This is a genomic window from Acidilobus saccharovorans 345-15 (assembly GCF_000144915.1).
In the GTDB taxonomy this organism is placed as follows: domain Archaea; phylum Thermoproteota; class Thermoprotei_A; order Sulfolobales; family Acidilobaceae; genus Acidilobus; species Acidilobus saccharovorans.
Genome location: NC_014374.1, coordinates 671,253 through 684,463, shown reverse-complemented (window position 1 = coordinate 684,463; position 13,211 = coordinate 671,253). Strand labels below are relative to the sequence as shown.

Sequence of the window (13,211 nt, the reverse complement as noted above, 5' to 3'; positions counted from 1 at the left end):
TGTCCCAGGGCCTTGTTCAGCATTAGCCAAGACCTGGGCAGCATCGTAACCAACCTTGCGGGGAGGGCCAGGGGGCCCTTCTCAGGCAGGGCCAAGCTCCCTACGTGGGACGAGCAGGCCTCAAGGCTCCTTGACTTCCTCTCATCCGTTTAGCCTGCTCAGGGCCTCAGCCATGTACCTCCTCATGGCCCTCTCCTCGGCCTCTGACCTATGGGACCTGGAGATGCTAGCGTGGTGAAGATGGTAAACTGGGTTGCCCGACGTGTATGCGTAGAGGTACCCCTTTGCTGCCAGCATTACCCCAAGGAGCTGCTCGAAGCCCCTCGCCGCCCCCAGGTCCCTGTCCTCTGGGAGCCTCAAGCCGTCAACCGCCTCCTTTCTAAGGGCCATGTTTACGGCCCTGAAGGGGAGGGATATGCAGTCGCCGTTAGGTATGCAGGGCCCGTGCCTGACTCTCAGTCCCCTGTCAACGAAGACCCCCCTTGCAAACGCCTCAAGGCCTGGGTAGGGTCTCACTAGGTTAGCCACGTAGAGCCTCCTGTAGAGCTTTACGAGGGCGCTGTCGTCGGGACCCTTCACAGGGCCCCTGTCCCTCTCATAAAGTATGTCGCGGCTGCACGCCCCGGCGAAGGCCCTGGGCAGCCTTCCTAACAGCTCCTCGTACTTCAGCAGGAGGGGGGAGGGGGCCACTGCATCATCGTCTATGATTACTATGATTTCCCCCTCGGCGGACTCCAGGCCCTGGTTGACGGCCCCCGTGACCCCAACGCCCCTCTGGGGGTAGGCCTGTATAGGCAGTGGCTCGTCCTCTATCAGGGGTCTAAGCCTTGCAGTCTCGCACGCGTATATTATAATCACATCGTCTGGCCGCCTCCTCTGCAGGCCCAGGGACGAGAGGAGGTCCCTGAGCTCAGGCCTGCACAGGGTGGGGATGACGACGGAAACCCTCGTCATGGCGAATCCACCTCATCGCAGTCCCTGAAGCCCACTGATGCCAGGGCTCCGCTTGAGGTCACGCCTATCAACACCTTTGAGCCGCCCTGGCTGCATGTGTAGGGTTTAAGGTTAGCTGACCTGACCTTTGCGACTACCCAATTAAAACCTAGCCTACTGGCTGTTGAGAGGGGTACCGAGAACACTGCATGGTCGTCGTCGGCCCCGACCTCCTTAATTGGGTCTACAAGCCCGCTAACCATGTACTTAAACATTAAGTCGTGGTTGTTAAGCAGCGGATCGTACCTGTATATGCCTTTAACAAGGGCCATAGTGTAAATCAGCGGGACTGGGGCCACAAGTAGGTAAGGCCTTCGCCTTATGTAAGGTAGGGACGCTAACTCGCCATATTTAAATCCGTTACCTCTAATTAGGTCAACGACGTTTCTTACAGACCTAGAGACCGCGCCAAGGGTTCCCCTCACGTAACGCCTGGCGTCTCCCATCAGGCTCCCTCTGCGAGGCCCTGATAAAGGCCTCCTGAACAGCACCGGCACATGAAAGTCAAGCCCAACCCTTGCGAAGAACTCCACGTCCTCAGCCACGTTAAGGTCCCTCCAGCCTCCCCTGGCAACCGCGTAGTCCCTCTTTACAAGGTAGTACAGAGGCCTCTGGCTGCCGGTGGCCATGCCCCACTCTATAGCCCTGTGGAAGTAAGCGTTGTACTCGTCGTCAAGGTCAAAGTATGCTGCATAGGAGCCCTCTGGGCACATGCGCAGCGCGTAGTCCCTGCCCCTGCCCCTGCTTGAGCCAGGCAGCCTGTACACCTTCACGTTGTAGTCCTTGGCAATCTCAAGGAGCCTCTCGTAGGTGCTGTCCCTTGAGCCTCCGTCTACAACCACTATCTCCGCGTCGGGCCTGTAGACGCTGCGTATCGACCGCTCTACGGTGTCAACGGAGTTAAGCACAGTGCCGTAGAGGCAGAGGCCTTGGGACGCCACTGCAACCACCAAAGCTTTTGAATCCATGATAAATCTGCTAAAGCCTGGTAGAAATAAATTAAAGCTGAGGCGTAGCCTTAACGGGTGATGGAGCTTGAACGTTTGTCTGCTGTTAGACGATGCCGAGACGCTGGGCGGCATCCAGCTAATGGCTCTTGACACCGTTGAGTCACTGTTTAAGGGCGGCTTTCGCGTGACACTGGTCACTAGGCGAGTGGGCAGCTGGTTCTTAAGGAGGCTTCTGTCCATGGGAAGTGTGCAGGTAGCTCTCAGGAGGCCCCTACCGACCTCCACGGCTAACATAATACTGGATGCGGTTCAGTCCTTTCCCTCCGACTGCGGGCTGAGGTTTAACTTTCACGGCGACGTGCAGCCCGTGGACGCCGACATAATTTACTTTCACCAGTTCAACGTAGACTACGGCTTCAGGAGCAGCGCTAGGGTCAGGCTGAAGCTCCTCCCCCAGTGGGAGATCAGGAGGAGGTTCCTTGAGAGAGTGAAGGAGAACAACAGGCTTGTCCTGGTGAACTCCACGTTCACGATGGCGGAGGCCAGGCACTTCTGGGGGCTCACCAACGTTGAGGTCCTTCATCCACCAGTTCACGTGGAGAGGTACAGCGACTGGCCTGACGGGCCAAGGCCGAGGAGGGTAGCAACCGTACACAGGCTTGATGACTACATGCTTAAGGTAATTAAGGAGGTGGCCTCCTCCCTTGACTACGAGTTCGTCGTCATGGGCTCAGTCAAAAACGTCAGCTCGCTCAAGGAGCTTTCAAGGCTACCGCGCAACGTTAAGGTGATTCCAAACGCGGACGAGCCGACGAAGAAGGCATACCTTCAGGCTTCTCGGGCCTACTTCAACGCCAACATGTTCGTGGAGGGCTTCGGAATAGCGGTTGTTGAGGGCATGGCCGCCGGAGCCCTCCCCGTGGTTAGGAACGTTGGGGGACACTTGGATTACGCGCCTGAGGATTACATGTTCAACGGCATTGACGACGCCATAGATAAGGTTGAAAAGGCCGTTGAGTCCTGGGACTATGAGAAGGCGAGCCTGATGAGAAGCATCGCGCAGCGGTTCTCGCTCGGCGCATACACTGATAGGCTGATTAATATAATTACCAAGTTTCTTTGACCTCCTAATTGTTAAATAAGGCCTGTTAAGGGAGGCCTACGCACGCCTTAAACCTCTTCATGAAATCCTCAAACCTGAAGTTGGCCGCAGTTCTCCTAGCATTAAGGGGAAGCTCATCAGCTAAGGCTGGGTTGTCAAGGAGCTGCGAGACTGCAGAAGCCACTGTCTCCGGGCTCCTTTCCTCGACTATCAGGCTGTTATAGCCGTGTCTAGCATAAGAGAGGGATCCCAGGTTCTTGGTCATAACCACTGGCGTGCCGCAAGCCATGGCCTCAAGCGGAGGCAGACCAAGCTCTCAAAGCGGCTTGTGGAGACAAAGACGTAGAGGCTTTCGTAGAACTTAGCTAGGATTTCATCAGGAGCAGGGCCAAGCTCAACGTAGGGGGAACTTTGCATTGCCGATTCTAACTCTATCGGTGTTGAATATAGCAACGCTGAAGTCCTGCCTCCTTTCCTAAAGCTTATTCATCGACTCTACGAACAGCCTAAAGTCCTTAAATGAACTTCTAATGAGCTTCTACTGGCTATAGTTCCTATACCCTTGGCCTCCTGGAGGGAGGCTCTTGGCTGCAATTCCTTGCGAACTTATCCCTCAGGAAGTTATTAGATATGAAGCGGGTTCTGGGCTTTTGATATCTCGAGAAGGGCCTGATACATAAAAGACTAGGGCCTCCTCATAGGGAGATATAGCAAGGTAGGTTGCAGGCTTCGACAATGCCTTAAGGAACTTGCGGTGAGTTCGCTGTGGCCAGCTCTCACAGGCAATATAGGCTTCAAGAACGTCCTGCTATAACACATATATGTCTCCAAGAGACTATGTTAGCGCAACTGTATACATTGATAACATTTAAAAACTTAAGGTTATTATGACCTATAGCTTGGGCGACAGAAAATTTGGAGAGTCTTAACATTAATCTAGTTATAGAGACCAACCAACGAGGTACATATGCCACAACAAAAGTGGTTTTCCAAAAGCTTAGAGAGAGGGGACATGAAGTTAGATTGTGGACAACCTTTCCCTCAGAGTTCAACGTTCTTCCTAGGCCCCCCTCATTTAAGCCCTTTGGTTATGACGTGGCTGTCAACCTTCCAACTTATGCGAGAAAAGTCTTGAAAGTGATCAACCCGCCTAAGGACTCCATAGTTCATTCAATGAACGCCATGCATGAGCTGGCATACCTTGCTCACGGTCAGGGCGTTAAGAGTGCAATCGCTGTTCATTACGCATGGCCCATATGCTACTTTAACGCCTATAGCTACAACGCCTGCGACTGCACCTCAAGCGTGCTGGAGGCCGCCAAGTGTATCTACAGCAGGAGGAGAGGGCCGAGAAAGGCCTTTGCCCTGGGGGAGGCCCTCTACTGGAAGCTGAAGAGGTCGTGGATCAGGAGGAACTTAATGGGGTCCAGTGCAATTTTGGCTATCAGCAAATTTACAAAAGAACTGCTCGTAAAGGCAGGTTATGAAGAGGCCAAGATAAGGGTCGTATATATTAGCGCCTTAATGCCGTACAACATAGAGTACTCGCCCTATGAGCCCTCCGACGCCTTTACTTTCGCCTACCTGAGCTACCCCGACGAGGGTAAAGGGATCTTCCAGCTGATCAAGGCCTTTGCCCTGGCCATTAAAGCAAACCCTAAGCTAAGACTTAAGATATACGGCGGGCTAACAAACCCTGACGTTGTAAGGTTAGTAGGGGAGCTGGGGATAAGGGATAAAGTGGAGCTAACTGGTTGGGCGCCCTTTGAGAACTTCGTCTCCTCGCTTGAGGATCTGCTCAGGGACGTTGACGTTGTAGTTGTTCCATCCATGGTGTTTGAAACCTGGGCAAGGGTTGTCACAGAGGCTATGCTGTCCGGAAGGCCCGTTATTGTCACCAAAGGTAACGGAGGGCTTGTTGAGCAAGTAGAGGATAAGGTAACGGGATTTCACGTTAATGTGTACAAAGTGGAGGAATTTGCGAGGTCTTTGATAGAGATAAGTTCTATATCAAGAGAGGAGCTAAGAAACATGGGCTTAAGAGCAAGGGAAACCGCCTTGGCTAAATGGAACCAAGAAAGGATAGTTGATAGCCTAGAACATTTTTACAAGGAGCTTCTGTAAATTTAGGGTTATACATATGCCTTTAGAGAATGAATAAAATAAATATAACCTCAACTTTGGAAGATTTAGCGGAGCACACAGTGCCAGAGCCTTTCATATCAGTTTCTAGTATTAGCTCACGAAAGGAGGAACTTCATTCCAAGAGTGCTAAGGAGCTTAGAGCAGCAGAGCTTGGATAAAGCGTTATTTGATGTAACAGTTGTTAGGCCTTATGAAGATTATTAAATAGACAGTATAGTTAAGTAGAAACGGATGGAAAAACATAGTTACTTCGGAGCCGCACGTTGGAGGCAAGGTAGCCGTAGGGGTAGAAGAAGCCAGAGGGGAAATCATTACTATTTTAGATGACGATGACGTTTATGAGACTGATCGATTAAAGTTTATTATGACTTTTATTAGTCATAAAAAATTAGTTTATTTCCATAACGACTATGGTTATATTGATGATAAAGGAGTTTACCTTGGACCAAGGGAGCATTACTATCCATATCATGATATGCTAATTCAAGACAGTGTGAAGAGAAGGGTGACTGATCTTTTGATAGCAGTTACTTGGGCCTCCCTTTTTAATTGCGCGATGGCTATTAAAAAGGAGATAGTTGAAAAAGGCTTAATATATTAAAACATCTTATCTATATCGATCCCTGGCTTTTCTATATTTTACTGATTGATCAAGGGGACCTATATATAACCCCTAAGGTTGTGAGGTGGAGGTAGTGAAGGAACGCGAGGCCCTTCACCTCCTTAAAGCGACTAGCCACGAACCTCAACTTGCCCGGCAGCCACACGTCATCGTCCTCCAGTAAGGCGATTACCTCACTCTTTGACTCTTCTATGCCCTCGGCTATCTTTGCTCCAAGGCTTTCATTCATTGTCTACGGAGACCCACCTGACACCCGTGGCGAGGCCACTTGTGTTATCCTCGTAATCAGCCATAACAACAGTCTCCAGCTTAAAGTCCCCCGCCTCCTGAGCTAGCACGGAAGCCAGGGCCTGGGGCAGGTACTGCCTTCTACGCTTGTGCACTGTAATGATTGTTGTTATTATTTGCATCTAACCCCCAACGTTAGAGTTATAGGGCGATTTTGCTTTGCTTTCCAGCAAACCCTAAGGGGGACGTAATCTACCTTGACCTTAAGAAGCTCAGCGCTCTTCTAACATACAAGGGGACGCCAGAATTGTGCGGGAAGGCTCTGTCTACGAGTACCAAAACATAAGGCATTAACAGGAATGCAAGAAATCTCAGGGTACCTAATATTTTTACGCTTTCCTTGCTCGACGACAAAGCAAAGTTCGTCACGGCGCACTTAGCGATCTTTATGAGCTCACTGGCTGGGGGCGTCAAGCTTTGAGATAACGTTCTGGCCAGCGGCATTGGCAAATATATGGCCTCTAACCTAGCAATAGTTGACGAGAAGCCATAGGCGTTACAAACACATTCCTGCGGAAGCTCCTTACTCACAAAGCCATGCCACCTGGCTAACTTTAACAACCACTTAACTCTGTTAACCAGGTAGGCTTCGTTGTTTAGCTGATTAAGAAGGGCTGCCTTACCGAAAGCTGTATTGAAAGCTATGCTGCTCGCATTATCTTCATGAACCCTAAAATACGTAAGGGGTTTGCCAGTAAAGTAAAGGGTCGAGGCCTCGCCCTTATACTTTAAGGCCGAGGCGAAGAGCTCTATGTCTACAGTGATTTCAATGTCCTTCAATTTGTCTGCGCTTACTACCCCCCTTCTAACAGCTATTGAGCTGTTGTTAAGGCCAAGGCCTGGACCGAAAGCCTTAAGCAGGGGGAGCAGCTGATAATAACAGACTCCCATTTTCCTTTCCACCTTGCTCAAAAGGCTGGACCTGATAACATAGTCGCCTCGATCCCTTACTGCAGGGAAGAGGCTCTCATCCGAGATGACATCGCCCCTTTCGTCTATAAGAACCTGCTCGTTGTGGAAGTAGATGACGTCCCTATGCAAGGTAAAAACCTTGTAGACCTTCTCGAGCCTGACCTCCCTGTACATGTCGTCGTCCTCCAGGAAGGTTATTATGTCACCCTTCGCCTCCTCGAGGCCTATGGCTATCTTGCCCCCGAGGGGCACGACGTCTGTTACAACGTTTTTCCAGCCGTTCCTCCTTATTATCTCGTCGCTCTCTTTGTCCTCGAAGTTCTTGACCACAATTACCTCGAACCTGTCCCTTGGGAGCGTCTGCATCTCGAGGCTTCGCAGCGCGTGGGGAAGGTACCTCCTACGGTCGTGGGCAGTGACGATGACGGAAACCTGCAAATTATCCGTTGAATTCATGTAACCTGTAGCCCTTATTAATTTTGAAACTAGATGGATGTATTAAAGCGTATCCTAAAAGGGCGGCTGTAAAGTTAGTATAATGGTTGTAGAGACGTCAGTGCCTGCAATACCTGTATTACTAAACAAAGTAATTCCTGCCATTAAGAAGCGCGTCAAAACCATAAAATGTACTTATATTACCACGCAGGCCCCATAGTTCCTAGGCTTCAGGCGCGTTGAGTGTGGAACAGAGGCGTAAAATTGCCTTCATTGTCCCTGGCCTCTTTATAGCCGGCGGCATACGTGTGGCACTCGCGTTGGCTAACGCTTTAGGAGAACATTTCGATTCTAAGGTCGTCTCCCCAGAGCCAGGTAACCCGTGGCCCCAGTACAAGGTTCCTATAGTAAGCCCAAAAATGCCACCCATATTGGGTTCGCTGTTGAACTTCGGCAAAAGGGTCTCGGGCCGCAAGGGCAAGGCCGGTCTACCTACATTAGACTTTGTGATTCAGAGGCTAACGGGCTTCAGGCTTGACGAGCAGCGCGCGCTGCTCGGGTTACTAAAGGACTTTGACGTCGCCATTGCTACGTGGTTTCCGACGGCATTCATAGCCTTGCAGAGCGACGCTAAGCCCATGATCCTCCTCCAGGACTTCCCTGAGCTAGTAGCTGAGACCATGGGTAATGTTGGGCTCAGGCTATTTAAGGCCGTCTTAAGGGCGCCCCTCGGCTTCCTCTCAATTTCGTCCTATATAACTGAAATCATAAAGTCGGAAAACCCTTCAGCGAAAATATATTATATAGGCAATGGAGTGGACCTTGACACGTTTTACCCTAGGAAGGTCACGAGAGGCGACGAGCCGTTGGTGAGCGTAATTCTGCGCAGACCGAGGTTTAAAGGTTCTGACATTGCGGTTGAGTCGCTGAACTTAGCTGCTATGAGGACTACGTTTAAGGCTATTGTGATATCAGAGTTCCCCGAGGACGAGTTTAGGCTTAAGTTCAGGCCAAGGTTCCCTTATGTGTTCTACCAGAGCGGCGTAAGTGATGAGGAGCTCGCAAGGATCTACAGCTCCTCTGACGTCTTCCTCTTCACCTCTAGGGCCGAGGGCTTTGGGCTTCCACCCCTTGAGGCCATGGCCTGCGGGACCGCCGTTGTAAGTACCAACGCTAAAGGGAACATGGACTACATGGTGAACGGCTACAACGCCCTGGTGGCCAAGACCTTTGATCCCGGCGAGATTGCCGACCTCCTGGTGCAGGCCCTAGACAACAGGGAGCTGAGGCAGTCACTGGCCCAGGGCGGCCTTGAGACCGCGAGGAGGTGGGACTTTAGGCTCGTCGTCGATAGGACCAGGAGGGCAATTGAGGAGGAGCTCCAGAGGCAGGGCGACTAGCGCCTCCTGACGCAGTGCAGCATCCCGATCATCTCGCTGTTCCAGGACGAGCCCGCGTTCTTCAGGTAGACCCAGTCGTTTGCCCTCTCGCAAACGAACCCAGCGTTTGAGAGGGCCCTGATGAGCTCGGAGACAGGTATACCAGAGTTAAAGGCGTGATATTCCAGCCCTATCTCTTCAAAGCCACTGAGGGCCTCCGGCTCGCGCATCGCTATGTGATACTCGCAGCCCTCGCAGTCGGCCTTCAGGGCAGCGTTATCGACGCCGTATAATTTGACTACCTCGTAGAGCCCCATGGCCTTAACAGAAGTTAGGGTGTCGTCCTTTCTTTCAACCTTTGACCTCCCTACCCACCGGACTCGGGCTCCCTTCACGTCAGCGGCGTCCTTACTGATAGGTACAGGGCCTGCCTCGGCTATAGCAGCGTTTACCGCCACGACTTTCGCCTGCGCTCCGTTAATTTTTATTATATCGTCAGTTAGCTCTTTAAAGGCGCCTGGGCTAGGCTCCACTGCTATCACCTTGCTCGCGCCCTTCTTCACAAAGTACAGCGCCGTGTCACCTATGTAGGCGCCAACGTCTATCACGGGCCTGTTGTTAACTTCAAGGAAGGAGTACTCCTCGTCATCAAAGGTGCCAAGGATCTCCTCGTGCATGTGAACGAAAGAGACCCCGTCCTTACTCCATCTATCGTCCCTGAAGAGCCACCCGTGAAGAATCGCTTTACGAATGGCGGCAAGCCCTCCGTTAGAGGCCATGACTTCAGAGATGGGCACGTGCACTTTAGCTCCGTTGACATTAAATATGACCTCGCAGCCACTGAACTCGACTAAGCCTCTCCTTACGAGGTCCCCCAGGGCGACGAGCTCGCTAGGCCTTAAGTTCAGCTTCTGGCCATCACATGGGACCACGAACGACCTCCTCGCAATTATGTTGAGGGCCCCCGCAGGCCTATGCCCATAGCCCTGCTCGCCTGTAGAGTGGCTGCACCCTTTCTTTCTATATAGTATGTCAACAGCCTTCCTAGGGCTCTCCTCAAACCATCGGGAAGAATTAACGATGTGGCAAATATCATGCAGTCCTTTAGAGGCATATTATTTAAGTTGCACCACGACCTTAGGACATCTAGCTTCTCCCTAGGGCCTGACCTCACGTTAAGCTCCTTCCTCAGCTCCTTGTCCGCGAGGAAGAGGGTCAGCTTGGCCGAAAGCATATCGTTAGCTATGACCGTTCTCATGGGGTTCCTGGGCGAAATTGTTCCAAGTAACCTTTCGTGGTCCTCGACGGCCCTTGAGAGGTTCCTTAACGCCCTCAGCCGTCCAGGGGCGTCAAGCCCTATGGATGAGTTATTGATATGGAACCTGTAGACGGTGAGCCTTCTCGACATATGGTAAAGCTTGCCGCACTCCGCAGCTATGGCGGGAATGGCCCTTTCAGCCGAAATTTCTATGTCCTTGAGGATGTGGACCCACCTATCCAGGCAGCTCCTACGCACAGCCATAAGGCTGACCGTGGCGACCATCCCATGATATTTCAGTAAATAGCCTGCTGCACCGCTATCCTTGGGGTCAACTAAGACGTCCTGATCCGTGGGAGTTATTGACTCAAGGTATCCAATGGCACCCTCAAGCCACGTGTCCTCATATGCAGCCTGTTTGTTAATTCCATCAAAAATTAATTTATTTAGTATCATATACTTCCTGGTGTCGTGGAAATACGTTATGTCCGCCCTTTCCTCAAAGACCTTATAGACCTCTGAGAGCTTCTGAGGCTCATACATGTCACCATCTTCAAGGAACTAAATTATGTCACCCCTTGCCTCCTCCAGGTCTGACAGTATGAACTTACCACAGTATTAACTTACCGTAGCTTCCTTCTTCGCTAAAGGAGTTCTTCCACCCGTTCCTCCTTATTATCTCGTCGCTCTCTTTGTCCTCGAAGTTCTTGACCACAATTACCTCGAACCTGTCCCTTGGGAGCGTCTGCATCTCGAGGCTTCGCAGCGCGTGGGGAAGGTACCTCCTACGGTCGTGGGCAGTGACGATGACTGAGACCTGCAAAAGGCCTTCCCAGGAACTACTGCTTCTAGGAACGCCTAATTAAAAATTCAATGCATTTATTAGCGAGGAAGCCTAAGCCTCGCCCCGAGCCTTGCCCTCACCGCCTCAAGCGCCCCCTGAGGCGCAAGGGGACCTCTGAGCTGCGAGGGGCCACTCTGTCTATGAAGGCCAACACGTAGGAGAGTGTCATATACATCAGTGACCACGCTTCGTGCATAACTAACGAGGTGGCGCTTCTTTCCTGTGACAGCGCCGAGTTGACCAGGTCGCAGCGAAGAAACCTGAGAATCTCGGAGGGCCGCAACACTAAGCTTTGTGAGAGCTCCCTGGCAAGCCGCGTTGGAAGGTACAGGGCCTCTAACCTTAGGTAGGCTGCAAAGAGTTCATAATTGTTACACTTGCACCCTTCTGGGAGCTCTCCGGCCACGCGGCTGGCCGCCCTGTTTGACTTAAGAAGCGACATCACCTTTTCAACTAGCCTCAGGTCCTTGAAATGGGAGGCCTTAATCTTGCCATAGGCCTTAGCGGAAAAGCTGTTGCCGTGGACCCTATAATATGTGAGCGGCACACCTGTAAGGTAGAGGAGCGAGCGCTCGTCCCCGAGTCTAAGAGCTAAGGCAAAAAGCATATTGTCAATTCCCACCTCCAAAGGCTTCAGCTTTTCCTTATCGATCACCTCCCTCCTAACTGCAATAGAGCTGCTATTGAAGTCAAAGTATGGACCGAACTCCCTGAGGAGAGGGAGCAGCTGATAGTAACAGATGCCCAGCCTGTCCTCAACTTTTGAGAGCAGGGAAGAGCTAAGGACGAAATCCCTCTGGGCTTTGACTGCAGGAAGCGGGCTCTTGTCAGAGATCACTTTGCCCTCCTCGTTAATTATTACTTGCTCGTTGTGAAAGTAAACCACGTCACGTGACGAAGCAAAGGCCCTATAAATGTATGAGAGCCTGTCCTCCCTGTACATGTCGTCGTCATCCAGGAAGGTTATTATGTCGCCCTTTGCCTCCTCGAGGCCTGCAAGCACGAAGGGCCCCTGCCACTCCTCGTCGCTGTAGACTTCCTTCCACCCGTTCCTCCTTATTATCTCGTCGCTCTCTTTGTCCTCGAAGTTCTTGACCACAATTACCTCGAACCTGTCCCTTGGGAGCGTCTGCATCTCGAGGCTTCGCAGCGCGTGGGGAAGGTACTGTTTCCTGTTGTAGGCGGTGACGATGACTGAGACAAGGCTTTTTGAGCTCACGACAGGCCCTCGCTGAGTGGCGACAACAGCCAATATATAAACTACAGGTAATAAGCTGCTAAGCGCTGAGAGACTGAAAAGCCTTAACCAACAGATCTCCATGGAACCTCGTTTACGAAGAACTTATTACCTAACAGCGGCCTCCACCACTCCTGGTTTTCAATGTACCACCTAACGGTTCTCCCAATGCCGTCCTCCAGCGGCGTGGTCCAGTAGCTGAAACTTGGCCTCATGCAGTACTCAACGTCATGGCCGGGCCTGTCCTCCACGTGCTTAATTTTTACCTCCCTTCCCAGGGCCCTCCCTATGAGCCCCAGTATCTCCAGGTTGGTGGCCACGTGTCCCCCGGGCAGGTTGTAGCCCCTCCCGGCTTCCCCCTTTAAGGCGAGGTCCACCAGCAGCCTCGCCGTGTCCTCAACGTACATCCAGTCCCTCCTCTGCAGCCCTGAGCCGTAGACAGGCACCTCAAGGCCCAGGAGCGTCCTGATTATGGCCTTGGGTATGAGCTTCTCAGGGTGCTGCCTCGGCCCGTAGTTATTTGAAGGCCTTGCTACCAGCGCCTCAAGACCGTACGTCCTGACGTAGGCTAACACAAAGTGCTCCGCGGAGGCCTTTGAGGCGCTGTAAGGCGACGACGGCCTGAGTGGCGAGCTTTCATCAGCGCAGCCATATACTGAGGCGTCCCCGAAGACCTCGTCGGTTGACACGTGGAGCAGCCTGACCCCAAGCCTCCTGGCGGCCTCAAGCACGTTTACAGCACCAATTACGTTGGTCGTCACGAAGTCCTGGGGGGAGTATATCGAGCGGTCCACGTGGGTCTCCGCGGCCAGGTTAATTATAACCTCGGGCCTGAACCTGGAGAGGGCCTCGTGGAGCTCCGGCCCCCTTATGTCGCCCCTGACGAACTCGTGGTCAGTTCCCTGGAGGTTCTCAGGCCTTCCGGCGTAGGTGAGCAGGTCAAACACTAGGGGCCTCATCCCCCTCCTGTTGAGCTCCCTCACGACAGCAGAGCCTATGAAGCCGGCCCCTCCGAGCACCGCAACCCTGACGGTCTCCGTCAACTC

At 52.2% G+C, this 13,211-nt stretch carries 16 protein-coding genes; 5 read left to right on the top strand and 11 right to left on the bottom strand.

What is annotated here, in order from left to right; translation table 11 throughout:
• Window positions 1-12 precede the first annotated feature (12 nt).
• Entirely contained in the window at window positions 13-153 is a 141-nt protein-coding gene (locus ASAC_RS07845; protein ID WP_013266593.1) for a hypothetical protein, read from the top strand.
• Here the strand turns inward: ASAC_RS07845 and ASAC_RS03415 are convergent.
• Window positions 142-954 carry a glycosyltransferase family 2 protein gene (locus ASAC_RS03415; RefSeq protein ID WP_013266592.1) on the bottom strand — a complete coding sequence of 271 codons (813 nt, stop codon included), beginning with the start codon at window positions 952-954 and terminating at the stop codon, window positions 142-144. The genes ASAC_RS07845 and ASAC_RS03415 overlap by 12 nt on opposite strands.
• Complete coding sequence (locus tag ASAC_RS03410) at window positions 951-1,934, bottom strand: glycosyltransferase (protein WP_238523630.1); 984 nt, start codon at window positions 1,932-1,934, stop codon at window positions 951-953. Before ASAC_RS03410 ends, ASAC_RS03415 begins: the two co-directional genes overlap by 4 nt.
• 94 nt (window positions 1,935-2,028) lie before the next feature.
• Here ASAC_RS03410 and ASAC_RS03405 point away from each other — a divergent pair, with 94 nt between their 5' ends.
• Entirely contained in the window at window positions 2,029-3,066 is a 1,038-nt protein-coding gene (locus ASAC_RS03405) for a glycosyltransferase (protein WP_048812782.1), read from the top strand.
• Between the two features lie 25 nt (window positions 3,067-3,091).
• Here ASAC_RS03405 and ASAC_RS03400 read toward each other — a convergent pair whose 3' ends face one another.
• Window positions 3,092-3,352 carry a glycosyltransferase gene (locus ASAC_RS03400; protein ID WP_274376797.1) on the bottom strand — a complete coding sequence of 87 codons (261 nt, stop codon included), beginning with the start codon at window positions 3,350-3,352 and terminating at the stop codon, window positions 3,092-3,094.
• Between the two features lie 608 nt (window positions 3,353-3,960).
• Between ASAC_RS03400 and ASAC_RS03395 the strand changes: the two genes are divergently transcribed.
• Together ASAC_RS03395 and ASAC_RS07995 are read left to right on the top strand one after the other, a co-directional pair.
• Complete coding sequence (locus ASAC_RS03395; RefSeq protein WP_013266588.1) at window positions 3,961-5,169, top strand: glycosyltransferase family 4 protein; 1,209 nt, start codon at window positions 3,961-3,963, stop codon at window positions 5,167-5,169.
• A gap of 262 nt (window positions 5,170-5,431) precedes the next feature.
• On the top strand, window positions 5,432-5,791 hold the full coding sequence (locus ASAC_RS07995) for a glycosyltransferase (protein ID WP_083774026.1): 360 nt from the start codon (window positions 5,432-5,434) through the stop codon (window positions 5,789-5,791).
• Between the two features lie 49 nt (window positions 5,792-5,840).
• Here ASAC_RS07995 and ASAC_RS03385 read toward each other — a convergent pair whose 3' ends face one another.
• From ASAC_RS03385 to ASAC_RS03375, 3 genes are all read right to left on the bottom strand, one after another.
• The gene (locus ASAC_RS03385; protein WP_013266587.1) at window positions 5,841-6,041 is read right to left on the bottom strand and encodes a glycosyltransferase family A protein; all 201 of its coding nucleotides are present in this window, start codon (window positions 6,039-6,041) and stop codon (window positions 5,841-5,843) included.
• Complete coding sequence (locus ASAC_RS03380) at window positions 6,034-6,222, bottom strand: hypothetical protein (RefSeq protein WP_048812780.1); 189 nt, start codon at window positions 6,220-6,222, stop codon at window positions 6,034-6,036. Before ASAC_RS03380 ends, ASAC_RS03385 begins: the two co-directional genes overlap by 8 nt.
• A 70-nt stretch (window positions 6,223-6,292) precedes the next feature.
• Window positions 6,293-7,450 (bottom strand): glycosyltransferase family A protein, encoded by a 1,158-nt coding sequence (locus ASAC_RS03375; RefSeq protein WP_048812779.1) that lies wholly within the window; start codon window positions 7,448-7,450, stop codon window positions 6,293-6,295.
• Window positions 7,451-7,890: 440 nt separating this feature from the next.
• Between ASAC_RS03375 and ASAC_RS03370 the strand changes: the two genes are divergently transcribed.
• Window positions 7,891-8,847 (top strand): glycosyltransferase family 4 protein, encoded by a 957-nt coding sequence (locus tag ASAC_RS03370; RefSeq protein WP_048812778.1) that lies wholly within the window; start codon window positions 7,891-7,893, stop codon window positions 8,845-8,847.
• Here the strand turns inward: ASAC_RS03370 and ASAC_RS03365 are convergent.
• The 5 genes from ASAC_RS03365 to ASAC_RS03345 all read right to left on the bottom strand — a co-directional run bounded on the left by ASAC_RS03365 (window position 8,844) and on the right by ASAC_RS03345 (window position 13,208).
• On the bottom strand, window positions 8,844-9,758 hold the full coding sequence (locus ASAC_RS03365) for an FkbM family methyltransferase (RefSeq protein WP_013266583.1): 915 nt from the start codon (window positions 9,756-9,758) through the stop codon (window positions 8,844-8,846). The genes ASAC_RS03370 and ASAC_RS03365 overlap by 4 nt on opposite strands.
• Before the next feature lie 17 nt (window positions 9,759-9,775).
• Window positions 9,776-10,627, bottom strand: a complete 852-nt coding sequence (locus tag ASAC_RS03360) for a hypothetical protein (RefSeq protein ID WP_013266582.1) — start codon at window positions 10,625-10,627, stop codon at window positions 9,776-9,778.
• A 64-nt stretch (window positions 10,628-10,691) separates the two neighbouring features.
• Window positions 10,692-10,907 carry a glycosyltransferase gene (locus tag ASAC_RS03355; RefSeq protein WP_048812777.1) on the bottom strand — a complete coding sequence of 72 codons (216 nt, stop codon included), beginning with the start codon at window positions 10,905-10,907 and terminating at the stop codon, window positions 10,692-10,694.
• Between the two features lie 97 nt (window positions 10,908-11,004).
• The gene (locus ASAC_RS03350) at window positions 11,005-12,147 is read right to left on the bottom strand and encodes a glycosyltransferase family 2 protein (protein ID WP_048812776.1); all 1,143 of its coding nucleotides are present in this window, start codon (window positions 12,145-12,147) and stop codon (window positions 11,005-11,007) included.
• Window positions 12,148-12,230: 83 nt separating this feature from the next.
• A complete protein-coding gene (locus tag ASAC_RS03345) occupies window positions 12,231-13,208 on the bottom strand; it encodes a dTDP-glucose 4,6-dehydratase (protein ID WP_013266579.1) in 978 nt (325 codons plus the stop codon).
• Window positions 13,209-13,211: the final 3 nt, after the last annotated feature.

What these genes read in the sequence shown, in the direction of transcription:
- ASAC_RS03415 (WP_013266592.1), bottom strand. Translation starts at nt 954, where the DNA reads ATGACGAGGGTTTCCGTCGTCATCCCCACCCTGTGCAGGCCTGAGCTC.
- ASAC_RS03385 (WP_013266587.1), bottom strand. Translation starts at nt 6,041, where the DNA reads ATGAATGAAAGCCTTGGAGCAAAGATAGCCGAGGGCATAGAAGAGTCA.
- ASAC_RS03380 (WP_048812780.1), bottom strand. Translation starts at nt 6,222, where the DNA reads ATGCAAATAATAACAACAATCATTACAGTGCACAAGCGTAGAAGGCAG.
- ASAC_RS03360 (WP_013266582.1), bottom strand. Translation starts at nt 10,627, where the DNA reads ATGTATGAGCCTCAGAAGCTCTCAGAGGTCTATAAGGTCTTTGAGGAA.